Below are 25,154 nucleotides of genomic sequence, written 5' to 3'. Positions count from 1 at the left end.
GGTGCTATCCAGTGGGGATGCGAAGACCGGAGAGTATCAGCAGACACTCCTGGAGAACGCCCTACTCTCCACCGACCTGGAAACCGGAGAAACGACGCGCCGTTTCGACGTAGAGGGGAAAAGCACTGACTCGGCCTCGTCCACGGTGGTGTTCACCCCCACGGAAGTCGTCCAACTGGTGGATAACAACGATGGCTCCGAATTCCGCATCATCGGCTACGACCGGGACACTGGACAAGAGAAGTCCAGGACCGTCCTGACAGGCCTGGCCGACGAGCTGCCCCGCGACCTCATCCCCCACGGCTTCGCAGTGCGCCGCGAGCCGAGCTCCTTCCCCGGCCCCGCTCGCGGACTAGCCGGAACTCTTCTTGGCCCAGTGGGCGCTGCTATGGGTCACAGGATCGCTCCTGGCTGCCGTTAGGACGACGCCGGCGCGGTGGATACGTAGCCCCGGTCCTTATCTACCACGTTCGCCAAGTCCCTGCCGGCGATAAAGGCATCGAGGTTGGCCAGGAACTGGTCCGCCAGTTCATCGCGCCATCCGTGCACGTCCCCACTCATATGAGCCGAGATGTGCACGTGGTCCATGTCCCAGAACGGGTGGTCCACCGGCATCGGCTCCACGGCGACGACGTCCAGGGACGCGGCGGCGATTTCCCCGGCCCGGAGTGCCTCGATCAGTGCCGGTTCGTCCACCAAAGCCCCGCGTCCGATGTTCACCAGATGGGCGCCGGGTTTCATCGCGGCCAACACCTCGGCGTTGACGATACCCCGGGTGGCCTCGGTCAGCGGTGCGGCCATGACCAGATGATCGGCCTCCCCCACCCGGTCCGCCAGCTGGTCGCTGGTGTACACGGTGCCGAAGTCGGGGTCGTTGTCCCGTGGTCTGCGTCCGGCCCCTTCGACCTGTAGTCCCACGGCCCGCAGCAACCGCGCGGTGGCCCGCCCGATGCCCCCGGTGCCCACCACAATGGCCCGGGACCCTGCGGTGCGGGTGAGTTCACGGTGTTTCCAGGTCCGTTCGCGCTGCAGGGCCTTGCTGCGGTGCAACTGCTTATCGTGGGCGAGCACTGACGCCAGCACGAACTCGGCGATTGGCTGGGAGAACGTCCCGTGGGCGTTGGTCAGCGTCACCGGGGCCTTCCGCAGCCCGTCGAAGAGCATGGCGTCCACGCCCGCTGCGGCGACATGCACCCAGTCCACCGTGCCGGCGGCATGCCAGGCGTCGCTGAGGGCGGAGGAGAAGAAGTCCCAGAGCAGGACGGCATCGGCGCCTTCGAGCGCCGCTGCCAGGCCATCGGCGTCGGTGACGACGACGTCGGCGCGCTCCCGGATCTCTGCCAGATTATGGGGTTCGGGAACGCCGGCGGCAGTGAGCAGTGCCAGGCGGGGACGGGGGGAATCATCGTGTTTCACGTCACCTACGCTACCGGCCCGAAAGATTGTTGACAATCTACCGAGGGGGCCTCCACGATGAGCATATGACCTCACTGAGCCCCCTGTTGAAGCAAGCGACCCCCGTAGTGGTCGACCACGCCCTCGGTTCCTGGATCTACGGCACGGACGGGAACGAGTACCTGGATTTCACCACCGGCATCGGGGTGGCCAGCACCGGCCACTGCCACCCGCGCGTGGTGGCCGCCGCCCAGGAACAGTGCGGCAAGATCATCCACGCCCAGAACACCACGGTCATGCATCAGCCATTATTGGAACTGACCGAAAAACTCGGCGAAAAGCTGCCGACCGGACTGGACTCGGTGTTCTACGCGAACTCCGGCGCCGAAGCGGTCGAGGCCTCGCTCCGCCTGGCCCGCATGGCCACCGCTCGGCCGAACATCGTCTCCTTCCAGGGCGGCTTCCACGGACGCACCGTGGCCGCGGCCTCGCTGACGAGCGCCGGCACCCGGTTCTCCGCGGGCTTCGCCCCGCTGATGGCGGGGGTCCACATGGCCCCCTTCCCGTATGCCTACCGCTACGGTTGGGATGTGGACACCGCCGTCGACTTCGCCCTGCAGGAACTGGATTACCTGCTGGCCACCCGTACCGCGCCCAACGACACCGCGGCCTTCATCATCGAACCGGCGCTGGGCGACGGCGGCTATCTGCCCACCCCGCCGCGCTTCCTTGAGGGTCTGCGCGCCCGGGCCGACCAGCACGGCATCCTGCTGATCATCGACGAGGTGCAGGCCGGCGTCGGACGCACCGGAAAGTTCTGGGGCCACCAGCACTCCACCGCGACCCCTGACATCCTGATCACCGCCAAGGGCATCGCCTCGGGCTTCCCGATCTCCGCCATCGCCGCCTCCACCGAGCTGATGTCCAAGGGCTGGCCCGGTTCCCAGGGCGGAACCTACGGCGGCAACGCGGTCTCCGCCGCTGCCGGGGTCGCGACCCTGGCCGTGGTCGAGGACGAGTCGCTCGTGGAGAACTCCCGGATCCGCGGGGACCAGCTGCAGGCCGGATTGAAGGATCTGCAGGCCCGGTTCCCGGCGATCGGCGACGTGCGCGGACTGGGTCTGATGCAGGGCATCGAATTCAGCACCGCCGACCGTGCCCCCGACGCGGCGACGGCGGCGGCCCTGCAGCAGGAGACCACCGCACACGGTCTGCTCACGCTGACTTGTGGCCCGCACGGAAACGTCGTGCGGCTGATCCCGGCCCTCGTCGCCACCGCCGAGGAGATCACCCTCGGACTGGAACGCTTCGAGGCAGCACTTTCCGCCGTAACCGAACGCTCCCTAAGCCGGACGTAGACAGGAATCCACCCCCCGTGACCCAGATCGCACCACCGAGCCCCCCGGCCGTGACGGCCATCCTGCACGAGGCGGGAATCGAGGTCGACACCTCGCCGAGGCGTTTGTCCGAATACTCCTATGACGCCTCCAACTACCGGGTGGAGCCGATCGGCGTCGTGTTCCCGCACGACGCCGATCAGGTGGCCGCGATCGTCCAGGCCTGCCACGGGACCGGCACTCCGCTCACAGGGCGGGGCGGCGGCACCTCGATGGCCGGCAACGCGGTGGGCCCGGGTCTGGTGCTGGACACCACGCCCTACTTCAACGACCTACTGGCCATCGACGAGGAGAACCTGTGGGTCGACGTGGAACCGGGGATGGTGCTGGCCACGCTCTCGACCCGCATTGAGGCCCACACCTCCGGCCGGCTGACCTTCGCCCCCGACCCGTCCTCGAAGAATCGGGCCACCGTCGGCGGTGCCATCGGCAACGACGCCTGCGGGAACCACTCGGTGCGTTACGGGCGCACCAGCGACCACGTCGTGGAGATCGATCTGGTCACCGTCGAGGGAATCCGGCTCACGGCCACCGCCACCGGGATCCGCGCCACGAACGCGGACGACGTCGCCGCGGTGCGTCGCGCTGCGGGGATGACCGAAGCACTGGAGGGTCTGGCGCAGGAGAACCTTGCCGGGTTCCGCACCGATCTGGGACGGATCCAGCGCCAGGTCTCCGGCTACCACCTGGAGCACCTGTTGCCGGAGAAGGGCTTCAACATCGCCCGGGCCTTCGTCGGGTCGGAAGGCACCTGCGCCCTGGTCGTCCGCGCCCGGATGGCCCTGGTGCCGAAACCGGCGAGCGCGCTGCTGCTCTGTGTCGGCTATCCGGACGTCGTCGAGGCGGCCCGGGACATCGAAACGATCCTGGAGTTCTCCCCGGCGGCCGTCGAGGGCATCGACGACGCCATCGTGGCCACCATGAAGTCACGGCGCGGGGAGGACTCCGTCACGGGGCTGCCCGAGGGCAAAGCCTGGCTCTACATCGATCTGGACGGCACCGACCCCGCCTCGGTCCAGGCCCAGGCCGACGAACTGCTCGAAAGGCTGCGCGGCATCGGGCGGATGGTCGACGGCCGGGTCGTCCCCGACACCACCGAACGCGCCTCGCTCTGGCGGGTCCGTGAGGACGGGGCCGGGCTCTCGGCCCGGCTGTCCACCGGCGGGGAATCCTGGCCCGGCTGGGAGGACTCCGCCGTCGCCCCCGAACGCCTGGCAGACTACCTCTCCGACTTCCGTGATCTGTTGGCCGAGCACGGGCTCCAGGGGGTCATGTATGGGCACTTCGGCGCCGGATGCATGCACGTGCGCATCACCTACGATCTGCGCAGCGACGCCGGCCGGAAGGTCTTCCGCGAATTCACCGCGGCCGCCGCGGCGCTGGTGGTCTCCCATGGTGGTTCGCTCTCCGGCGAGCACGGTGACGGGCGGGCCCGCTCGGAGTTCCTGCCGTTGATGTACTCCCCGGCAATGCTCACCGCCTTCGAGGACTTCCGGGCCATCTGGGATCCGACGGGGCTGCTGAACCCCGGGGTGATGACCAGTCCCGACGCCTTCGACGAGAATCTGCTGCTGGCCGGGGTGCCCGCACGCCAGTGGCGGACCAGCTTCGATCTGACCCCCGCCTCGGGCGCCACCGGGGACGGACTCGATCCGTTCGTCCACGCGGTCCAGGGGTGCATCGGGATCGGGCGCTGCCGTTCGGCCACCGGCGGGGTGATGTGCCCCAGCTACCGGGCCACCGGGGATGAAAAGGACTCCACCCGCGGCCGTTCCCGCGTGCTGCAGGACATGGTCCGCGGCGCGAAGACCGTCGAGGAGGGCTGGAAGTCCAAGGAGGTCCGCGAGGTCCTGGACCTGTGTCTGTCCTGCAAGGCCTGCTCCACCGACTGCCCGACCGGGGTGGACATGGCCACCTATAAATCCGAGTTCTTCTCCCACTACTACGCCGGGCGGATGCGCCCGCTCTCGCACTTCTCGCTGGGCTGGCTGCCGCGGTGGCTCAAGATCACCGGACGGGTCGCCCCGCTGGTCAACGCCGTCATGGGCTCCCCGCTGGGCAAGCTCGTCTCCGCCGCCGGCGGGCTGACGACCAAGCGGGCGCTGCCGCGTTTCGCCTCCGGGGCGGCCTGGCGCCGCGAGGTCGACGCCGCCCTGGCCGCCGGACCGCGCCGGCGCATCGGCCCGCCCCGCACGCTCTCCGGTTCCGGATCCCCGGGATCCCGGGTCGCGGCGGGGAACGACGCCGGGGCCGGGCAGGGCACCGCGGGTGCCGTCTTGTTCGTGGACACCTTCAGCCGTGGCTTCCGCCCCGAGGTCGCCGGGGCCGCGGCCCGCGTGATGGTCGGCACCGGGGAGCCGGTGACCTGCTCGGCGGAGGCCTGCTGTGGGTTGACCTATATCTCCACCGGCCAGCTGGGCACCGCCCGCCGCCTGTTGAGCAAAGCGGCCCGCGTCCTGGATGACGGCACCGAACGCCCGATCGTCGTCATCGAGCCCAGCTGCGCCGCCGCCTTGTCCAAGGACCTGCCCGAACTCGTCCACACCGAGGCGGCCCGCCGGGTCGCGGCCCGGATCCGGAGCTTCGCCGGACATGTCGCCGCCCTGGCCGCCGACGGGTGGACCCCCGAGCCGGCGGCCCCCGTCCCGGCCTCGGTGGTCCTGCAAACCCACTGCCACGAATACTCGGTCTTCGGCGCCGCCGTCCAACGCCGGGCCCTGGCCGCCCTGGGCGTCGCCGAGGTCACCGATGCCACCGGCTGTTGCGGGGTCGCCGGGAACTTCGGCTTCGAGGCCGACCACTACGAGGTCAGCATGAAGGTCGCCGATCTGGCCTTGGCCCCTGCCATGGCCGACAGCACGGCGGAGGTCCCGGTCCTGGCCGACGGCTTCTCCTGCACCATGCAGGTCGCCCAGCTCGACGCCGGCCGCCGCGGCCTGCATCTGGCCGAACTGCTCGACCCCGCCCCACCCACCGACCATGCACGTACCACCACCCACCCGAAGGAGCACCCATGACCACCGAGACCTCCAGCTCATCCGTCGCCGAGTCAGCCCGTCGTGCCGTCTCGGGCATCAGCACCGACCTGTTCATCAACGGTGAATGGGTCGAATCCTCCTCCGGGCGGCGCTTCGACGTGGTGAACCCGGCCACCGAGGAAGTCATCACCACCGTGGCCAACGGCAACGCCGATGACGCCCGGCGGGCCATCGAGGCCGCCGGCGCCGCCCAGAAGGACTGGGCCGCCACACCCCCGCGGGTGCGCAGCGAGATCCTGCGCCGGGCCTACGACCTGATCATGGCCCGGCAGGACGAGCTGGCCCTGGTGATGACCACCGAGATGGGCAAGCCGTTGGCCGAAGCCCGCGGCGAGGTCGCCTACGCCGCCGAGTTCTTCCGCTGGTTCTCCGAGGAGGCCGTGCGCATCGGCGGGGACCAGATGGTCACCGGGGACGGGGCCAACCGGATCATGGTCTCCAAGGAACCGGTCGGGCCCTGCGTGCTGGTCACCCCCTGGAACTTCCCGTTGGCGATGGGCACCCGCAAGATCGGTCCAGCCATCGCCGCCGGCTGCACCATGGTCTTCAAACCAGCCAATCTGACCCCGTTGTCCTCGCTGGCCCTGGTGGACATCCTGATCGAAGCGGGTCTGCCCGCCGGGGTGCTGAACGTGGTGTGCACCAAATCCGCCTCCGAGGTCGTGACCCCGTGGATGGAATCGGGGATCGCCCGCAAGGTCAGTTTCACCGGTTCCACCGGGGTCGGCATCCGGTTGCTGGAACAGGCAGCCCGGAACGTCATGCGCTCGTCGATGGAACTGGGCGGAAACGCACCACTCATCGTCTTCGAGGACGCCGATCTGGACCGTGCGGTGGAAGGGGCGTTCGCCGCGAAGATGCGCAACATGGGCGAAGCCTGCACCGCAGCGAACCGGATCTTCGTGCAGTCCTCCGTCGCCGAGGAATTCGCCGACAAGCTCGCACGGCGTTTGGGGGCCCTCACCGTCGGCAACGGTGCCCTTGACGGCACCGACGTCGGCCCGCTGGTCGAGCCCAAGGCACTGACCAAGGTCCAGGAACTGGTGGACGACGCGGTGGCCAAGGGCGCCCGCGTGGTCTGCGGCGGTTCCCGCCCCGAGGGGGCCGGCTACTTCTACTCCCCCACCGTGCTCACCGGCGTGGACCCCTCGGCCCACCTGATGACCGAGGAGATCTTCGGACCCGTGGCCCCGCTGATCCCCTTCCAGACCGAGGAGGAGGTCGTGGCGATGGCCAACGACACCCCCTGGGGGCTGGCCGGATACCTCTTCACCCAGGACCTGGATCGGGCCTTCCGCGTCGGGGATGCCCTCGAAGTGGGAATGGTCGGACTGAACACGGGCATCGTCTCCAATCCGGCGGCACCCTTCGGCGGCATCAAGGCCTCGGGACTCGGACGCGAGGGCGGCCGGGTCGGGATCGAGGAGTTCCTTGAAACCAAGTACATGGCCATGCCACGCCGCTAGGCGTCATGCTTGCCAGTGACCTGAACCACACCCTAGAATTGTAGACAATCTACGATGGGTTTTTAAGGAGCTTGAATGGTACAGACGGGCTTCGCACCAATGCTCTTCACCACCGAGGAGTATGCCGCACGATTGGCCGCGGCACGGGTGCGCATGCAGGACCAGGGACTCAGTGCGCTGATCGTCACCGACCCGGCGAACATCTACTATCTGACGGGGTACAACGCCTGGTCGTTCTACACCCCGCAGATGGTCTTCGTCCCCATGGAAGGGGACATGATCCTGTTTACCCGTGAGATGGACGCCAACGGCGCGTTCCGCACCACCTGGCTGGATTCGGACAACATCGTCGGATACCCCGAACGCTACGTCCACCGCCCACACCTGCACCCCTTCGACTGGGTCGCCTACGCCCTGCGCGCCAGGTACCTCATCGCCCCGGCCACGAGGGGCTGCGTGGGGTTGGAGATGGACGCCCACTTCTTCTCCCCCAAGGGATACCGGTCGCTGGTCAACGCTCTGCCGGAGTGGACGCTGGTGGACTGCTTCGAACTGGTCAACTGGGTCCGGGCGATCAAATCGCCGGCGGAGATCCAGCTGATGCGCCATGCGGCGGTGGTCACCAACATGGCCATGCACGCGGCCCAGGACGCCATCGAAGTCGGCGCCCGGCAGTGCGATGTCGCCGCGGCCATCACCAACGCCCAGATCCGTGGCACGGAGGAGTTCGGTGGTGACTACACCGCCATCGTGCCCATGCTCCCCACCGGCGAGTCGGCCGATACCCCGCATCTGACCTGGAACAACGAGCCGCTCGAGAAGGACCAGGCGATGATCGTGGAGCTGGCGGGGGCCTACCAGCGCTACCACGTACCCATGGCCAGGACGTTCATGACCGGCACGCCCACCGCCCAGCTGGCGCATCTGGCCCAGGCCACCGACCATGCGTTGGCCGCGGTGTTGGAAACGGTACATCCCGGGGCTCCGGTGCAGGAGCTTTCGCAGGTCTTCAACCGCACGCTCTTCGAATACGGCTACGAGAAGGCCTCGCGCATCGGTTACTCCATCGGGGTCGGCTACCCCCCGGACTGGGGCGAGCGGACGATCTCGTTGCGCAGCGAGGACCAGACCCTGCTGGCCGAGAACATGACGTTCCACCTGATGTGTGGCATGTGGATGGACGGCTACGGCTACGAGGTCTCCGAGGCCATCCGGGTCACCGATACCGGGGTCGAGACTTTCACGTCCTTCCCCCGCGGGCTCGTTCCCGCCGGCAAGGCCGGCCACGAGGCGGCGGAGTCGATCAACGTGCTCGGCAACCCCGGCGAGCGCGCGATCTCCAATGCCCCCGGCCTGCCCGGGATGACCCCTCCGACGAACGAACCACGCCGTCCGGCCACCCCCCGCTTCGGGTTCACCACTCCCGACGAATCGACCCTGACCGGTTCGATGAACATCGTGGCACGAAACGCCGAGGCCGCCGATAGCGACCCGGCCCGTCCCACCAGCCCTCCGCTGGACGCCCTCGAAGACGACAGCGACACCGAAAACCCCCCGAAGGAGACACCATGACCACCGTGAACCTGCCACTCGCCGGCCGCGCCGAGAACCTCGTGGGCTCCGTCATCGACTCAAGCACCTCGCTGCTCGCCGCCCAGAAGCACGACATCATCCGTTTCGCCATGGGCGCCCCGGCGGACGAGTTCGTTCCGGTGGACACGTTCACCGAGATCGCCGCCAGCGTCCACGACGCCTCCTCCTTCACCTACGGCGCCTCCGAGGGGGAACCCCGCCTGGTCAAGGCACTGGTCGACTACCTGGGCACCACGGCGGAGCCCACCAGCCCCGAACGGATCAGCATCACTTCCGGCGGCATGCAGGGCCTGGACATCGCCTGCAAGCTCTTCGTCGATCCGGGCGATCTGGTCATCGTCGAATCCCCGACCTACACCAACGGGTCGGCCACCGCACTGAGCTACGGGGCCGAACTGCTCGAGGTGCCGATGGATGCGGACGGGATGGACATCGACGAGCTCGAACGCCTCGTCGACGCCGCCGGCCGCACCCCCAAGGCGATCTACACGATCCCGAACTTCCAGAACCCCTCGGGCACCACGCTCTCGGTGGAACGGCGGGAACGCCTCATCGGGCTGGCCCGCCGCTGGGCGGCGGTCATCATCGACGACGACCCCTACGGACTGCTGCGCTTCGCCGGCGAGGACCTGCCCGGGTTCCGCCAACTCAGCGACAACGACCCGCTGGTGTTCTCGGTCAGGACGTTCTCCAAGATCTTGGCTCCGGGGCTGCGGGTGGGCTGGATCGACGCCGATCCTTCGCTGCAGCAGCTCATCATCAACGCCAAGCAGGCGATGGACACCTGTACCAACGTCCCGGCCCAGCATGTGGTGGCCGAATACCTGCGCCGCGGGATCCTCGACGAGCACCTGGCCTTCCTGCGCGGGGAGTACCACGCCCGGCGCGACGCGATGCAGGCGAGCCTGGAAAAGAACCTGGGCGGACGGATCCGCACGACGCATCCGGACGGGGGCTTCTTCCTCTGGGTCACCCTCACCGGGGAGGACGCGGCAGTGGACACCCGCCGGCTGTTCGAGATCGCCCTGGCCGAAGGCGTGGCCTTCATCCCGGGCCCGGCCCTGTCGGCAGGGGGCCGCTTCGCCTCGGCCTTCCGGGTGTGCTTCGCCTCCACCGGGCCCGAGCGCACCGACGTCGGCGTCCAACGCCTGGCCGCCGCACTGGATCTCGCCCTGGAGGAAACCCGGCAGCCCGATGCCGCCGCCACCGGCTCCGCGCCGGCGTCGGGGCGTGGCTGAATGACGGACACGGCCACCGGGAGCACTGCGTGGCAGGTCGATGCCCCGGCCCTGACTGCCCTGACGATCGAGCTGATCAACGCCGGCGGGGTGAACCCCGGAGGCACCGAACAGGCCACCGTGGAGGCCCTGGTCGCCGAAGCGAAGCGGCGGGGCCTGCAGGTCAGGACCCGGGAGGTCGAGCCGGGCCGGCCGAATGTGTTCATCACCCTGCCCGGCGGGGACGGGGACGGACTGCTCTTCCTGGGCCACTCCGACGTCGTCCCCGTCGGGGACGGCTGGGACCGCGAGCCCTTCGACGCCTATGAGGCCGACGGCCGGCTCTTCGGCCGCGGCGCCACCGACATGAAGGGCGGCCTGGCGGCCGTGCTGACCTCCATGACCATGCTGCACGAGGCCGGAACCCGGCTCGCCGGTCCGGTGACTCTGGCCTGCCTGGTCGACGAGGAGGAGACCGGGGCCGGGATCCGGGCCTTGGTCGCCGACGGACTGGAACACCGTTACCTCGGCTGCATCGTCGCCGAACCGACCGATCTGGAAACGGTCATCGCCTGCCGGGGGGATTCCTATCTGGAGGTCGAGGTGACCGGACAGGCCGCCCACTCCGGACGGCCCAGCGATGGGCGCAATGCGATCGACGCGGCCGTGCGGATCTGCAACCTCGTCACCGCCGACCAGGAGCGCCTGCGGGCCGAAAACGACCCGCTGCTGGGGTACGCCACCTGGAACACCGGCATGATCTCCGGGGGGCGGGGCACCTCGATGGTCGCCCCCGAAGCCCATCTATGGTTCGACCGCCGGCTCATGCCCGGTGAAGACACCACGGCCATCCGTGAGGAGCTGGTCGCGGGCATCGAGGCGGCGGGCATCACCGGGGACGGGATTTCCGTCCAGGTCAACACCACCATGGAGATGCCGGGATTCCGCACCGATCCGGACCATCCGCTGGTCACCGCGGCCGTCGGCGCTTTGGCCGACGCCGGGGTGGAGACCAGCATCTCGGGATGGAGCGCCTCCTGTGATGGCGGGTTCATTTCCCGCGATTTCGGGATTCCGAGCATCGTGCTGGGTCCGGGCGAGCTCAACGACGAGGCACACCAACCGAACGAATCAGTTCGTGTCTCCGAAGTTGTGGCGGCAACGCGCGCATATGGCATGCTGATATCCACCTTGCTGAACCCCGATAACGGCGCATCAGGCGCCTAGCCCACCGACGGCCGAAAGGCAAACGATCATGAGCGAACAACCCCAGGGATCATCCGGCGCAATGACGATGGAGGACCCCAATGCCCCGGGCGCCGAGCCCCAGACGCAGGAAGCCAAGGATAGCCTGCACCGCTCCATCCTGGGTTCGGCACTGGGCAACGCGGTCGAGTGGTTCGACTACGGCGTCTACGGCTACCTGACCATCTACATGGCAGTGAACTTCTTCGGCTCCGAAGAGGGTGACGGCGGGCTGGGAGTCACCCTCGCCCTGGCCACCTTGGCGATGTCCTTCCTCGTCCGCCCCTTGGGCGGTCTGATCTTGGGCCCGCTGGGCGATAAATTCGGCCGGCAGAAGGTCATGGTCCTGACCGTGTTGATGATGACCACCGCCACCGGCGTCATCGGCCTGCTGCCCACCATCCAGACGATCGGTTTGGCGGCTCCGCTGCTGCTGTTGCTCTGCCGCATGGTCCAGGGCTTCTCGGCTGGCGGCGAATATGGTGGCGCTGCGGTCTACATGGCCGAATGCGCCCCCGATCAGCGTCGCGGTTTCCTGGGCTCGTTCCTGGAATTCGGCACGATGGTGGGCTTCATCCTCTCGGCCACGGTCTGCACCGCACTGATCACGATCGTCGGTGACGACGGAATGCTCGCCGGCTGGTGGCGTCTGCCCTTCCTGATGACCATCCCCCTGGGGCTGACCGCCCTGTACATCCGGACGAAGCTGGGCGAAGCAGCAGTCTTCTCCGAAGCCTCCGATAGCCAGGAAACCTCCAAAACCCCAATCCGCCACACCCTGCGCACCCAGTGGCGCGAAGTGCTCATCCTGGGCGGGTTCGTCGTCCTGCTCAACGTCGCCTTCTACCTGATCCTCGGCTACATGCCCACCTACATGTCCGAACAGTTAGGTCACAGTACCGCCCAGGGCAACTGGATGCTGGTGGCGATCATGGTCGTCATGCTGGTGGTGATCCCGTTCATGGGCGCCCTCTCGGACCGGATCGGACGCAAACCCCTGCTCCTGACCGCTGCTGGCGGGTATATTCTCTTGGCCGTTCCGGCGATGGTGTTGCTGGGGATCGACAACCTGTTCCTGCAGTTCATCGGTCTGGCCGTGCTGGGCGCCCTGCTGGTCATCCTGGTCGCCTCGGTGTCCTCCACCTTGCCGGCACTATTCCCCACGAATGTGCGCTATACGGGCTTCGCGATCGGCTACAACTTCTCCGTGGCGTTCATTGCGGGCCCCTCGCAGACACTGACCAACGAGTTGATCGATATCACCGGAAACGTGTTGGTGCCGGGGATCTACATGTCGCTGGCCGGCATAGTCGGCTTCATCGCTATCCTGTGCATGCGGGAGACGTCCCAGGCGTCACTGCGTGGCGAGGATCTGCCCGGCGATCCCGGATCGGTCGGCTGGCCGTCCAGGAAGTGGGTCCAGGTCAACCGGACCAAGGCCGACGCGGGCAAGGCCATGGCGCAGTAGGAAGACAGCTCGGAAATGGAGGGTGTGCGCCGCGGCGCACACCCTCCCTTTTTTCGGTTCGTGGTGTCTTCGGGGCAGGGGGCTCAGTCGGTGCCGGCCCCATCGGCCAGGGGCTCGAGCAGCTGGGCGATGGCGCTGTCCATGTGTTCGGCCAGCGCCCGGTGCAACGCCGGGACATCCCCGGCGAGGATGGCCTCGGCGATATGCCGGTGTTCATCCACCCGGTGCTGGAGTGAGTATTCGGCCTGTTCGAGCGCGACCAGGCACATCCGGGTTTCGGTGACCAGGGTCCGGTGGATCCGCGTCAGCCGTTTGCTGGACGCCCAGCGGACCATCGCCTCGTGGAAGGAGAGGTCGATCAGGCTCAGTTCGGCAGGATCGCTTCCCGGCCCCAGGGCCGCCATCTTCTCCACGATGGCCAACAGCTCCGCCCCCGCCTCGCTTCCGGTCCGGTCCAGTTCGATGATCTTCAGCGCGGCCCCGCGTTCGACGGCGGTACGGGTGAGATAGATATCGGAGATATCCGCCGGGGTCGGTTCCACGACGAAGAGCCCCCGGTTGCGGATGCTGATCAGCAGGCCCTCCTGGGTCAACCGTTGCATCGCCTCGCGGAGCGGGCCCCGGCTGACCCCCAGCCGCCCGGCCAGGTCGGCTTCCCCCAGTTGTGTTCCGGGCTCGAACTCCCCGTTGCCGATGGCGGTGCGGATCTTGCGCGCGATGATCGAGGGAGTGGACTCCTGGTGCAACGGCTCGAGGCTCGAGGCGGGCATGGGGGTTCCTCACTGGGGTCGGTTTTGTCGGATGCAAACAATCCTACAACCTTGCCCGGCGGTCCTTTCCAGCCCTCCGCCTCCTCGATGGTTCAGTCGGAGCCGGCGACCAGCAGTACCTCATCCGGAGCGTCGGTCCCGCGCTTGCGGTGGGCCCGCAGGACCCGCCGTGCCCTTTCACGCTTCAGGCGTTCGCGTGGATCGAGGTGGGGCAGCTGATCCGCGGGCCCGAAGAAGAAATACCCCATGAACTGCAACCACCACCCGATCTTGTATCCGATCCCCAAACCGGTGGTGTCCTTCACTATGGGCAACCGCTTATGGTCCATGTGTCCCTTTCAGGCTCGGGATTCCGGCCTCGAGCCGGGTACGGAAGCACCCGGGGCACGGGAACCCCCCGACCCACCATCCTACTCCACGGTTGTTTTTCCCCTCTCCCGCCGCCGATGCGGTCCCGGGGGCGGGAGAACGCGATAATGGGACCATGCCAGCCGATCTGCCCCATCTGACCGAGGACCTCTGGCTCCCCCGCGCCCGGGCCCACCGTGACCGGGTCCAACACTTCGCCGCACCATTCCTCCAGCGTCGCTCCACCCAGCGCAAACATCCGGTGGAGGACTTCCTGTTCACCTACTACACCGAGAAGCCCGGCCGGCTGCAGCGCTGGAACCCGGGCACCGGCGTCGTCCTGCTGGGCGACCAGGCCGCCGAGCGGCTGACGTGGAGGCACCACCGGCCCCACGGCGAGGGGGTCACCTTCGACGCGGCGGCCTTCATGGCCGAACGGCACCGCACCGTCACCCACGCCCGGTCGATCCTGGCCGGGGCGGCTTCGAACCCCGCCCGCTTCTCCTGCTTCGGTCTGCATGAATGGGCGATGGCGTATAAATCGGAGGAGAACGGGGTACGCCATGACTACCTACCGCTGCGGCTGGGCGCCGCCGGCACCGACGAGGTCGTCGAAGGCCACCGGATCCGCTGCACCCATATTGACGCCTTCCGCTTCTACACCCCGCAGGCCGTGGGCCTGAACGAGGAACGGCCCACCCGGGAGAACCAGGCGTCGCTGGACCAGCCCGGTTGTCTGCACGCGAACATGGACCTCTATAAATGGGCCTATAAGCTCTCGGCCGCGGTTCCGGGGGAACTGCTGCTGGCGACCTTCGAACTGGCCTGGGACATCAGGACCATGGACATGCGGGCCTCCCCCTACGAACTGGGCGACTGGGGCTATACGCCGATCCGTATCGAAACCGCCGCCGGGAAGGCCGAATACGTGAGGCTGCAACAGGGTTTTGCCGAGCAGGCCACCGGGCTGCGCCTTCGCCTGCTGGCCGTCGCCGACGACCTGATCGCGGCCGCGGAAACGGAGCCGGTCCCGACCCCCGGCCGATGAATCCCCGACGCCGAACAGTGGACACCGGACGCCGGGAGTGGCAGATTCACCCCTAAGGGTCTTTGTCCGACCAACCGCTACCGGGGGTGCACGATGGAAACGAACCAAGCCAACCGCTGGACCGCACGAACCTTATCGACGATGGCCGCCGCCGCACTGGGATTGCTGCTGCTCAGCGGCTGCGCAGGCGAAAGTCCCGACTCCGAACCAACGCAGACCACTGCCGCCACGGAGTCCTCGGCCCCGGAGCCCACCGAACAACCGGCGGGCCCGGAGGAGGGGACGGACGCCGATCTGTCCATCACCATCACCTCCAATGGCGAGGATGTAGTCCACCGGTACCGGCTCGTCTGTTCCGGAGGGGTCCCCGGTAAGGGGACCGACCATCCTCAGGCCGAGGAGGCCTGCACCTTCCTCGACGGCCCCGGCAAGACCGTGCTGACCGGGAAGGCGAAGAAGGATGCCGACTGCACCCAGGAGTCGGCCGGTCCACAGACGGCCATCGTGGAGGGCACCTTGAACGAGACGACGGTCCAACGTGCCTTCGCCCTGGGCAACGGGTGCAAGATCTCGGCCTGGAAGTCCGCCGAGGCATTGCTGGGACGCGGAACGGCCAGCGGCGACCAGTAGGCACTGCCCCCTCCCCCGGGTAGTCACCGATTCATTACCGCCCAGGTCGATTTCAGGGCCCGGGCGGGCCCGCGGCGTGAAAGACTGGCGCCCGGAGGAACACACCCATGGAATTCTTGATCCTGCTCGTTGGCCTGCTGTTCGGAACGGTGCTCGTCGCCGGGCTCGGGGAGCGGATCAGATTGCCCTATCCGGTGCTGATGCTCGTCTTCTCGGCGCTGGTGGCCTATCTGCCGTTCATCCCCGAGATCCACATCGACGCGGAAATGATCCTTCCGTTGTTCCTGCCTCCGCTGTTGTATGCGGTGGCCCAGCGTAGTTCCTGGGCGGTCTTCCGGCTGCGTTGGCGTTCCTTGGTGCTGCTGGCGGTCCTGCTCATCGCCGTGACCGTGGCCATCGTCGCCGGGGCCACCTGGTTGCTGATCCCCTCCATGGGACTGCCGGCGGCCATCGCGCTCGGCGCCATCGTCGCCCCGCCGGACCCCGTGGCCGTCGAGGCGGTCGCCGCCAAGGTCAGCATGCCCCGCAGGCTGACCACCGTGCTACAAACCGAGGGGCTGTTCAACGACGCCACCGCCATCGTCATCTTCCAGACCGCCGTGGCCGCGGCCGCCAGCGGCCGGGACGTCGGCTGGGATGTGATCCCGCGTTTCCTCCTCGGCGCCGCCGGAGCCGTCGTCCTGGGCCTGGCCATGGCCTGGCTCGTGGGAACACTGAACCGCTTCGTCCCCGATCTGGTGGCCCGCTCCGCCGCGACCCTGGTGGCCCCCTTCGCCGTCTACATCCTGGCCGAGGAGATCCATTGCTCGGGCGTCGTCGCCGTCGTGGTCACCGCCCTGGAACTGGGCCGGCGGGCCCGCCCCCAGGATTCCGCCGAACGCCTGACCCGCAACTCCTTCTGGGACGTGGTGGAGATGCTGACCACCGGGGTCGCCTTCGGCCTGCTGGGCATCGAGATGCGCTACGTCTTCGAGGACGAAGGAGCGGGCATCATGGCCTTCATCCCCGGGATCCTGGTCGTCTGCGCCGCGGTGCTGCTGGTGCGTTTCGGCTGGATGATGTTGATGTACAAGGTCGGGGGCACCGAAAAGCGCAACAGCGTGCCGGGCTCGCTCAAGGAAGTGCTCGTGGTCAGCTGGTGCGGCATGCGGGGTCTGGCCACCCTGGCGCTGGCCTTGGCGCTCCCGTTGGAGATGGACAACGGGGACCCGTTCCCGGGGCGCAACTTCATCATCACCTGCGCCTGCGCCGTCCTGCTGGTCACCCTGGTGGGCCCGGGGCTGACCCTGCCGACCCTGATGCGGCATCTGAAGCTGCCCGACGACCGGGCCAAGGCCGAACGGGCCGAACGGGCCATCGCCGTCCGCGCCGAGGAGGTGGCCATGGACACCGTCAGGCAATCCGAGGCGGCGCAGAAGCTCTCCCCCGAACGGCGCGAGAAGCTCGCCCGTCGCATGTCCTCGCTGCACCGGATCCTCGAACACGATTTCGGCGACGACCCGGAGAAGGCGCGCATCGTCAAAAAGACCCTCGCGGCCATGGACCAGGTCCAACGCGAGGCCCTCGACGCAGCCCGGCGCGAGGTGCTGTCGATGCGCCGGGAACCCGAGGCGGATCCCGAGGCGGTGGATCGGGTGCTACGCCGGTTGGACCTGCGTACGGTCACCCTGGACCGCTAACCCGACGGCAAAACATCCTATGTAACTCCGGTGATTTGTGCATGAATTCGTAAATCCGTGCTGAATTGCCAGTTTTGACGATCCAGACATAGGACCTCTAGTGTTGTGTCGTTCGTTACTTTCGGGCCGAGCCTTCCGGCCGATGTGGAGGCAGTCTCCCCCCGGCCAACGAATCCGCCGACACGTAGCCCGCAAAGGAGCACCTCCATGGCTGAGAACAAGGCGCCATCGTCCAGAGATCATTCCACCGAGGCGATCCCCAAGGTGGTCATCCTCATTGCCATCCTGGCCGGGTTCTCCGGCCTGCTCTACGGCTACGACTCGGGCGCGATCTCCGGGGCCCTGCCCCTGCTGACCCAGGACTTCGGCATCGACGCCCAAACCCAGGGGCTGGTCACCTCCCTGCTCCTCTGGGGCGCCTTGCCGGCCATCGTGGTCAGCACCATCGCCTCACGGCGCTTCGACCGCCGGCACATCCTGCTGGTGGGGGCGGGGATCTTCATCGTCGGGTCCATCGCCTGCGGGCTGGCCCCGAACATCGGGTTTTTGATGTTCGCCCGTTTCTTCCTCGGCCTGGCCGTGGGCATCGCCAACATGTTCGGCCTGATCTACCTTTCCGAGCTGGCCCCCACACGGATTCGCGGTCTGCTGACCGGCCTGTACCAGCTGGCGGTCAACGTCGGCATCCTCGGCGCCTACATCGTCGGGGACCTGCTCCACGATTCGGGGTCCTGGCAGTGGATCCTCGCGGCAGGGGTCTTCCCCGCCATCATCTTCTTCTTCGGCATGCTGCTCAGCCCGGCCAGCCCGCGCTGGCTGCTCACCCGGGGCCGGGGCCAGGAAGCGCTGAAGGTCCTGAAGAAGCTGCGCGGTACCGACGAGATCGCCCAGGCCGAAGTGGACGACATCCAAGCCAGCCTCCAACAGCAGGACGCGGGGATCGGGACGCTGTTCCGTTCCGCCCGCCCGGCCATGGTGGTCCTGTTCGTCCTGACGTTCTTCCAGGTCTTCACCGGGATCAACGCCGTCGTCTACTAGGGGTGGCTTGTGAAAAAGTGAAATATCCGACGCTAAGCTTTAGATGCGCGTCGCTGCCGCCTGTATTTGCCGGGCTTGATCCTGTTGGTGCGTGGCCTGGTGTAATCGCCGGTGAGGTTGATATGTTCCTATCCCAGAGGCGAGAGGGACCGAAAACAGATCAGGGCCATGGGGTTGCGATCCAAATTCGTGAGGGGTATGGCATTTCTCGAGCGCGACCATTTGCGTGGGCCAGAACGGCGGTCAAGATGCGCATCACCTCCAAACTTTCGACGGCGGCGTGGAGATAGGCGTGTCGCCGGGATTGCCTGCTAGGTTTCGTTGACTAACCCCGAATCGGCCAGTGCCGATGGTCAGCCGCGAACGAGAGTACGGTGGCAGAGAAATCCAGCAGGCTGCCAGAGGCCCGTTGTGCATGACCGCCGCCATGCTCCCTGTGCAGCCAGGCACCGCCGCCGCGGCACCGGATCCCGGCGACGAATTCCTCCGCTGCAGTGTTGTCGACCCGTTCGTCATTGCCGAGCACGCAGCACAGTATCGGTGGAAGCCCGTCGGCCGAATCCAGTGCGGCCAGGAGATGGAGCGGGGAATAGGTGGCGCGTTGCTGCCCGGTGGTTCCCCCATCGGCCCCGAATTCGTGGAGCCATTGGGATCCCAACCCGTGCCGCTGCAGATTGACGGTATCCAGCAAAGGTGCCACCACAATCACCCGGCCGAAGGCGCCGGGCTCCATCAACGCGGCGGCACTGACCACCAAGCCGCCATGGGAGGCACCCACGGCGGCGAGGCCCTCTACCGTCGTCCAGCCCTGAACCACCAGGTGGCGGGCCACATCGATCAGGTCGTGGATGGCACGCAACTTGTTGGCCCCTCGTCCGGCCTCGTGCCATTGCGGGCCCAGTTCCCCGCCCCCGCGTACCTGAGCTGCCACATGGATGCCGCCGGCGGCAATCCACGCGGCCACGCTGGGTTCTGGCTCGGTGCGGTGCACAACCCCGAAGCCCCCGTAGCAAGAAAGCAGCAGCGGCCGCGGAGATGCGGGGCGCTCCTTGGAAATGTCGCAGGTCCGTGCCGAGACGATCACGGGGATCTCCACTCCGTCGCGGGCGGGGACCAGCAGCCGAAGGTGCGTGAAAGCGGCGGAGTCCCTGCCCGGCGGTTGCTGAGTGGCGGCATCGGCCACCGCCTGGAGCTCCAGGCAAACGACGCCCGAGGGACGTTCCGGGGAAGCGCTCTGGACCCACAGCGCGCCGCCGTCCGGATGCGTGCTGAGAGACAGTGCGGTGAGTTGCTCGGCTGCCTCCAGCTTCCACAGCGTTGTCCCGTCCCGTGTCACCTCGGTGCCGGCGGGCCCCTCGGTGGCCAACACGATTCCGTGCGGGCCACTTAATCTGGCCAAAACCTTGTGCCCCGGGACGTCCACCGGAAGCGGGTCTGGGCCCGTAATTCCGATCCAGCCACCGTCCCGGTGGATCCAGCGCCGCGATCCGTGACCGGGGATGCGCACCGTGAGCTGCAACGATCCGTCTGTGATTCGCAGGCTCATCCTTTCCCCGGCGCCCGGGGTTCCGAGTTCCTCGGGGAACGGAAACGGCTCCGGTGGCCCGGTGGGACCGTTTGCGCCAATTGCGCAGCGCCAGATGGCTTGTTCCGGGGGTTTCCCGGAAAGCACCCAGAGCGACGTTCCATCCGGTGCCCACACCGGGGCGGCATGCCAGGATTGGGGGCCGGGCAGAGGCACGGGCGCCGTGCCCGCCGCGAGCAACCAAATCTCGGCCAGTTCGCCGTCCGCCGGACCGAGAAGGGCGGCGACCCGCATGCCCGAGGGATCGAGGGCGAATCCGCGCACCACCCGGTTCGCGGGCACCGGCAGCGCGGAGCCGGCTGGTGGGGGTTCGGGCGGGTTGCCCGGGGCCAGACTCCGGCGTAGCCAGTCATCGGATACGCGGTACAGCGCGGGGAATTCCTCCTCGGGGCTGCGCCAGGTGTAGACGGCGTTGCCGCCGGCGACCTGTGGCATGCCTTGGCGTGGTGTGGAATCCCAATGCAGCAATTGGGTCCGGAAGTACTCGTGGAGCGGGGGCTTTTCCTTCAGGTCCAACGAGGCCGGAGCCACGCCGTTTCCCTTCTTCGCGGCCATGGTCCGGATCATCGTCCCACCGTGTCGCCGGGACCGGCGGTTGCGCGTTTGAGCCAAGCCAGGTGGCCGCCGTCGTTCAGCGGCGTCGGAACCTCCATGGTGACCAACGCAGATCCGGGAACCCCGGTGTCCACCAGATGCACCTCGCCGTGCCCGCCCCGGGTCACCGCGACCCATTCGTCGCTGCCCGAAGCCGCGATTGCCCGGCGATCGGCGTTGTCCCATGGTTCGGCACCGCGACGCGGCGCCTGGTCCATCGGCGGCAGGCTCCATCGGCCGCGCTCCTGCAGGGTTTCGGCGTCATAGACGCGCAGGTCGTCCCCATCCGGGTGGATCCGGGCCACGGCAATGGCGGTGCCGGTCAGGGCAAAGCGGAAGATCATCCCGTCGCCCAGTGGTGCGCTGCGCGAGGTATTGGCGTCGATGTTATGGACCCACAGCGTATTGCCCCAGGTATCCCACCGGCGCGGTTGCTCCCCGCCTTCGCGCAGCACGGCAACCAGTAGGCGCCGCCGGGGGCAATGGCGCAGGAAGTAGGCGCGGCCCGCCGCTTCCCAGGGACGCATCGGCAGTGGAACGGGGACCCGCCCACGCACGTCGAAGCACTCAAGGCCGCGCTCGGTGGCCACGAACAGGGTGCCCGTTGCCGGATCATAGGCGTCTCCGTGGCCTTCGGTGCCGACCGCTTCGTGGATCCCGCCGCGCAGCTGCGGGCAATGTACGCCGTCGGTGAGGATGGCATCGATGGAGATGGATTCGATGGCTCCGGGTTCGCGGTGCCGCAGGACCGCGCGCGGTCCGTCAGGGGTTGCTGCCACCACAACGCCGGGCTCGCCGGAGCGGGTGCGGATCCGGCGGGAGTATGGGCCCGCTGCTGCCCGCAGGTCCACGACGCTGAGCAGGTCGCTCCACGGCTCCCAGGATTGCCCAAGGCCAGTGCTGACGGCAATGAACCGGCCCGCGGGGTCGCAGGCCATGTGCTCTCCCGGGATGGCTACGGAAATTCGGTGTTCAATCGCCGCCGCGGGATCCGTGTCCGTGGCGGCGAAGGGATCCATGACGATGAGCGATCCGCCCGCATTGTCAATCCAGGCGCACCGTCCGTTGCCCAGTGGCAGGATCCCGGCGTGTTCGGCCAGGACCACGCCGGGGATCCAGCCGGTGATCTCTTGGGTCGCGGGATCGATGAAGCCAATCGTTCGGGCCCGCTGGTCCGCCACGACAAGCATTTCGTGTTTCATGGAACCTCCATGACGCATTAGTTGAGAATGATTCTCATTAAGTATACAGTCTTCTTGTTGCCAGAACGGCAATGACAACACCTACGAAAGGAAACCCCCATGGAAAACACCGTGGTACTTGCAGAAGTAGAAGAGACCGATCAGTTGGCCCACCTGTCGGCCACCCACTCGAACGCGCTCGTCGAGAACCCGTTCGACTAGTCGACCATTCTCGACTGCGGGGTGGATGTCTGGCATCCACCCCGCAGTGCCGCGCCCGCGAGCCAACATTTTGAAAGGACCCATGAGTAGCCCGGCCATAGATGATTTCGAACTCCGTGGACACACCACGGTGCGTTCCTCCGACGGCACATTCCTACGCGTGCAGACGCCCACCGGGGCACCGGCGCGCATGCTGGATCCCATTCGCGGCCAAATAGGCCAACAGCTGGAAGCCCGCGCAGTCCAGAGAATGCGTCCGCACCCCGGGAGAGAACGCCTCGCCGTGCTGTGCCCTACGATCGGGTGGGAGTCTGTCCACACTGCTCTGACTGGGCTCGACATTCAGGACATCGACGACGGTGGAACACCGGTGGCGGCGCATGGCCTGGTTGTCCAAGTGGCAACCACCCCGGCGGAGCGTAGCCTCCTGGACGCGCTGCCGGACAGCGGCACCGCCGTGCTGCGGTGCTACCGCGAGGGAGAGATCCTCTTTGTGGATCCACTCGCACTAGCCCCGGGTGACCCAAGTGGTTCACAGGTGCTGCGCCGCCGGCTGGCCGCCTCGGTTGCCGCTGACGAACTGGACGTTTGGCTTGGGACCGCACGGCCCGCTGATGGAACCCTCGAAGGCCTACCCGCACTTGCCACCCAATTCCTTGGCGCACGGATCCGGTCCATGGTCGCCGCATGGCAATACGACACGGACGAGCTTGCCGCACTGCGGCGCAACCTCTGGCGGCTCGACACCCGGACGCTGTGCAGCAGCCAACATCCGGTCCTCGGATTTGCCGAACCGGCAGAAAATCCCGGTCGACGGCGATGAATCCCAGATCCCGCACCTCACCCCAGAGACTGAACATCGCACTGGGTGACGGCACCGTGCTGGCTGGCGACCACCATCGCTCCGTCCACGACACGGACCGGGGAACGGTGTTGATCCGCACGCCGTATGATCGGCGGCAATATCGGGCCCAGGCAGGCGCCTGGCAGGCCCAAGGCCATGACGTGCTCGTCCAGGATGTACGCGGCCGTTACGGTTCCACCGGAACGTGGCTGCCCTACGCGACCGAGGGCCAGGACGGTGCGGAAACCGCGCGATTCCTGGAGCGCGAGGGATTGCTGAACGGGCCGTTGTTCTTGGCCGGTGCCTCCTATGATGCCCATTGCGCATTGGAGACTGCCCGCCGCCTCGAAATCGACGGGAACCAGTTGCGCGCCGCGGCCGTGGTCGCCATGGTCCCCGCCCTTGGACTCTTTGAGACCGCCAGGAACCCGGACGGGTCTCCGCGCCTGCGCGACCGGATCGGCTGGTGGCACATGCACGGTTTCGCTGCCGAATCGCGGGCGCCGCTGGCCAGTCCCGACCTTGAACGCCGGTGCCACGAGGCCCGGGAACGCGGGTTGGCCCACGCGATGCCCGAGAACATCTACGGGGCGGACGCCCCCGGCCAATGGGACAGGCTGTGGAAGGCGCCAAAACTGGATCTTGGCACCCGCTATGGAAATTGCCAAACGGCTCTGTTGGTGGTTTCCGGGCACCGGGATTTCTTTGCCCACGAGGCCCTCGAGCTGGCCGAGGCCTGGGCAACGGGAAACAGCGGCTTTCTCACCGGCCCGTGGGGACACCGGCTCACCGCCGATCTGGAGCCAGGGTCCGCATCCTCGCTGCGCCGCCACGGAGGACTCATGGCACGGATCCAGGAATTCCTTGACCGTTCCGAGGTTCTCCCGTTCACCCGTGAATTCAACCCGTTCCGCGACGACACCGATCCCTGGGATCCGACCGACCGAACGCGGCTGCGTGCCACGACCAATTCACCCGTCCCAGCAGAATGCGAATTATCCCCATGACCACAGCCGAACACCTTGGCCTATTACCGCTGCATACTCTGGTGGATGAACACACCGGGATCATCCGCCGGGTCCGCTCTGTGCTCACCCCCGAGCACGCACCGCCCGCCTACACCTCCATGACCGCCGAGGTCTCCGACGCCCGCTGGCTGGGCGACTGGCCCGCCGACCGCGTGTCTCTGGGCACCACCTTCGGCGATGAACGCCAGGCCTGGATTGCGGCGGTGGCCGAGGGCATGGAACGCTACTGCGGAAACTTCATCCCGGCGGACGTCCCCGATACCGAGCACTTCATCGGCAACGCCCGGCAGGCAAGGGCCGCCGGGCACCGTATCGTCCCGCTGCACGAGCTGCCCCGATTTGCCCCCTGGCAGCTGGGACGCCCCGACTTTCCGTACCGGAACCTGGACGAGGACACCGAAACGCTCTGGACCTCCTGCCGCCGACACGTCGACGGGCAAGAGGTCTGGCTGCCCGCCAGCCTGGTCTACCTGAACTGGCGGCAACGGCGCTTCGCCGCGCTGCCAAGGATCCACCACCTGAATTACGCCGGAATCGCCACCGGGCAGGGCTTCGCCGACGCGCGGGACCGAGCCCTGCTGGAAACCGTGGAACGCGACGCCCTGGAATTGTGGTGGCATCTCGATGGCCCCACCCGGGGTATCCGCACCGACTCGATCCCCGGGCTGGCCCAGGACATGGAAGGCTGCCGACTTCAATACTGGGTAGTGGAAATGCCCAGCGAATTCGCCCCGGCCATGGCCGCACTGGTCTACGACCCGGACACCGGGCTCTATGCCGCAGGATTCTCCTGCAAAAACGACCCGGCCGACGCCGCCCGCAAGGCGGTGTTGGAGGCGGTCCACACGTGGATCTACACCCAGGGCACCACCGACGCGGACGGCTGGGTCTTCCAGGCGGTCGAGGCCGGGCTCATGGCCCGCGGCCTCTACCTGGAACACCGGGCGGACCGTCGCTACCTGCAAGACGCCGGCGAGCAGTTCGAAGCCGTCCGGGACCTCGGGGCCCACGTGCAGGTGTGGCTGGACCCGCAGATGCATGCCCTGGCCGAGCGCTTCAGGGAACCGGCCGGCGGGCTGGTGGACATCGAGACAGTGGCTGGCGTGCCCATGGAGGAAGTCCACCGGAGCCTGGCCCGTGCCGGGCACCAGGTCTACACCCGAGAACTGACCACCGAGGACGTTGCCCTGACCGGCTTGAGCGTGGTGCGGGTCGTGGTCGGCGGTCTGGTGCCCAACGCCCCTGCGGCCTTCGCCTACCTGGGGTGTCCGCGCGTCGCCGGAGCCGCCGTGTCCCGCGGCTGGCGGGACGTGCCGCCGGTAGCCCCGGGGGATTTCACCCTCGCCCCGCCACCACACATGTAGGAAC

The 25,154-nt window shown here is 67.5% G+C and carries 21 protein-coding genes; 16 read left to right on the top strand and 5 right to left on the bottom strand.

From position 1 onward, the window contains the following. Window position 1: 1 nt before the first annotated feature. On the top strand, window positions 2–421 hold the full coding sequence (locus ACT3S6_RS08240; RefSeq protein ID WP_444554526.1) for a hypothetical protein: 420 nt from the start codon (window positions 2–4) through the stop codon (window positions 419–421). Here ACT3S6_RS08240 and ACT3S6_RS08235 read toward each other — a convergent pair. Continuing rightward, complete coding sequence (locus ACT3S6_RS08235; RefSeq protein WP_444554525.1) at window positions 418–1,416, bottom strand: D-2-hydroxyacid dehydrogenase; 999 nt, start codon at window positions 1,414–1,416, stop codon at window positions 418–420. The two genes, ACT3S6_RS08240 and ACT3S6_RS08235, sit on opposite strands and share 4 nt — an antisense overlap. A 65-nt stretch (window positions 1,417–1,481) precedes the next feature. On the opposite strand from ACT3S6_RS08235, the gene ACT3S6_RS08230 reads away from it, so the two are divergent. From ACT3S6_RS08230 to ACT3S6_RS08200, 7 genes are all read left to right on the top strand, one after another. Then, window positions 1,482–2,753, top strand: coding sequence for an aspartate aminotransferase family protein (locus ACT3S6_RS08230; RefSeq protein ID WP_444554524.1), 1,272 nt, complete (start codon window positions 1,482–1,484; stop codon window positions 2,751–2,753). A gap of 17 nt (window positions 2,754–2,770) precedes the next feature. Next, window positions 2,771–5,809: an FAD-binding and (Fe-S)-binding domain-containing protein gene (locus ACT3S6_RS08225; protein ID WP_444554523.1), complete on the top strand. Its 3,039-nt coding sequence runs from the start codon at window positions 2,771–2,773 to the stop codon at window positions 5,807–5,809. After that, the gene (locus tag ACT3S6_RS08220; RefSeq protein ID WP_444554522.1) at window positions 5,806–7,296 is read left to right on the top strand and encodes an NAD-dependent succinate-semialdehyde dehydrogenase; all 1,491 of its coding nucleotides are present in this window, start codon (window positions 5,806–5,808) and stop codon (window positions 7,294–7,296) included. Before ACT3S6_RS08225 ends, ACT3S6_RS08220 begins: the two co-directional genes overlap by 4 nt. A 75-nt stretch (window positions 7,297–7,371) precedes the next feature. Then, complete coding sequence (locus tag ACT3S6_RS08215) at window positions 7,372–8,868, top strand: M24 family metallopeptidase (protein ID WP_444554521.1); 1,497 nt, start codon at window positions 7,372–7,374, stop codon at window positions 8,866–8,868. Then, the gene (locus tag ACT3S6_RS08210; RefSeq protein ID WP_444554520.1) at window positions 8,865–10,127 is read left to right on the top strand and encodes an aminotransferase-like domain-containing protein; all 1,263 of its coding nucleotides are present in this window, start codon (window positions 8,865–8,867) and stop codon (window positions 10,125–10,127) included. Before ACT3S6_RS08215 ends, ACT3S6_RS08210 begins: the two co-directional genes overlap by 4 nt. Continuing rightward, window positions 10,128–11,333 (top strand): M20 family metallopeptidase, encoded by a 1,206-nt coding sequence (locus ACT3S6_RS08205; RefSeq protein ID WP_444554519.1) that lies wholly within the window; start codon window positions 10,128–10,130, stop codon window positions 11,331–11,333. A 28-nt stretch (window positions 11,334–11,361) separates the two neighbouring features. Next, entirely contained in the window at window positions 11,362–12,819 is a 1,458-nt protein-coding gene (locus tag ACT3S6_RS08200; RefSeq protein WP_444554518.1) for an MFS transporter, read from the top strand. Between the two features lie 83 nt (window positions 12,820–12,902). On the opposite strand, the gene ACT3S6_RS08195 is transcribed toward ACT3S6_RS08200, so the two are convergent. Continuing rightward, complete coding sequence (locus ACT3S6_RS08195) at window positions 12,903–13,589, bottom strand: GntR family transcriptional regulator (protein ID WP_444554517.1); 687 nt, start codon at window positions 13,587–13,589, stop codon at window positions 12,903–12,905. Between the two features lie 92 nt (window positions 13,590–13,681). Further along, window positions 13,682–13,918, bottom strand: coding sequence for a hypothetical protein (locus ACT3S6_RS08190; protein ID WP_444554516.1), 237 nt, complete (start codon window positions 13,916–13,918; stop codon window positions 13,682–13,684). A gap of 155 nt (window positions 13,919–14,073) precedes the next feature. Between ACT3S6_RS08190 and ACT3S6_RS08185 the strand changes: the two genes are divergently transcribed. From ACT3S6_RS08185 to ACT3S6_RS08170, 4 genes are all read left to right on the top strand, one after another. Further along, a complete protein-coding gene (locus tag ACT3S6_RS08185) occupies window positions 14,074–14,985 on the top strand; it encodes a 3-methyladenine DNA glycosylase (RefSeq protein ID WP_444554515.1) in 912 nt (303 codons plus the stop codon). A 93-nt stretch (window positions 14,986–15,078) separates the two neighbouring features. Further along, on the top strand, window positions 15,079–15,615 hold the full coding sequence (locus tag ACT3S6_RS08180; RefSeq protein ID WP_444554514.1) for a serine protease inhibitor: 537 nt from the start codon (window positions 15,079–15,081) through the stop codon (window positions 15,613–15,615). A 107-nt stretch (window positions 15,616–15,722) separates the two neighbouring features. Beyond that, window positions 15,723–17,294: a Na+/H+ antiporter gene (locus tag ACT3S6_RS08175; protein WP_444554513.1), complete on the top strand. Its 1,572-nt coding sequence runs from the start codon at window positions 15,723–15,725 to the stop codon at window positions 17,292–17,294. A 207-nt stretch (window positions 17,295–17,501) separates the two neighbouring features. Further along, on the top strand, window positions 17,502–18,332 hold the full coding sequence (locus ACT3S6_RS08170; RefSeq protein ID WP_444554512.1) for an MFS transporter: 831 nt from the start codon (window positions 17,502–17,504) through the stop codon (window positions 18,330–18,332). A 325-nt stretch (window positions 18,333–18,657) separates the two neighbouring features. Here the strand turns inward: ACT3S6_RS08170 and ACT3S6_RS08165 are convergent, their stop codons facing one another. Both ACT3S6_RS08165 and ACT3S6_RS08160 read right to left on the bottom strand, forming a co-directional pair. Then, window positions 18,658–20,472, bottom strand: coding sequence for a prolyl oligopeptidase family serine peptidase (locus ACT3S6_RS08165; protein WP_444554511.1), 1,815 nt, complete (start codon window positions 20,470–20,472; stop codon window positions 18,658–18,660). Between the two features lie 8 nt (window positions 20,473–20,480). Next, on the bottom strand, window positions 20,481–21,713 hold the full coding sequence (locus ACT3S6_RS08160; protein ID WP_443409129.1) for a hypothetical protein: 1,233 nt from the start codon (window positions 21,711–21,713) through the stop codon (window positions 20,481–20,483). A 99-nt stretch (window positions 21,714–21,812) separates the two neighbouring features. On the opposite strand from ACT3S6_RS08160, the gene amiA reads away from it, so the two are divergent. The 4 genes from amiA (at window position 21,813) to ACT3S6_RS08140 (ending at window position 25,150) form a co-directional block, all read left to right on the top strand. Then, the gene (gene amiA / locus ACT3S6_RS08155; protein WP_443409128.1) at window positions 21,813–21,914 is read left to right on the top strand and encodes a streptamidine family RiPP; all 102 of its coding nucleotides are present in this window, start codon (window positions 21,813–21,815) and stop codon (window positions 21,912–21,914) included. Window positions 21,915–22,311: 397 nt separating this feature from the next. After that, window positions 22,312–22,737, top strand: coding sequence for a hypothetical protein (locus ACT3S6_RS08150; RefSeq protein WP_444554510.1), 426 nt, complete (start codon window positions 22,312–22,314; stop codon window positions 22,735–22,737). After that, on the top strand, window positions 22,734–23,765 hold the full coding sequence (locus ACT3S6_RS08145) for a CocE/NonD family hydrolase (protein WP_443409126.1): 1,032 nt from the start codon (window positions 22,734–22,736) through the stop codon (window positions 23,763–23,765). The genes ACT3S6_RS08150 and ACT3S6_RS08145 overlap by 4 nt, the downstream gene beginning before the upstream one ends. Next, the gene (locus ACT3S6_RS08140; RefSeq protein ID WP_443409125.1) at window positions 23,762–25,150 is read left to right on the top strand and encodes a YcaO-like family protein; all 1,389 of its coding nucleotides are present in this window, start codon (window positions 23,762–23,764) and stop codon (window positions 25,148–25,150) included. The genes ACT3S6_RS08145 and ACT3S6_RS08140 overlap by 4 nt, the downstream gene beginning before the upstream one ends. The last annotated feature ends 4 nt before the right edge of the window (window positions 25,151–25,154 follow it).

It is taken from the genome of Arthrobacter sp. AOP36-C1-22, assembly GCF_052377515.1.
Taxonomy (GTDB): Bacteria; Actinomycetota; Actinomycetes; order Actinomycetales; family Micrococcaceae; genus Arthrobacter_H.
The sequence above is the reverse complement of the archived record's forward strand: the minus strand, read 5'-3'. Positions and strand labels throughout refer to the sequence as shown.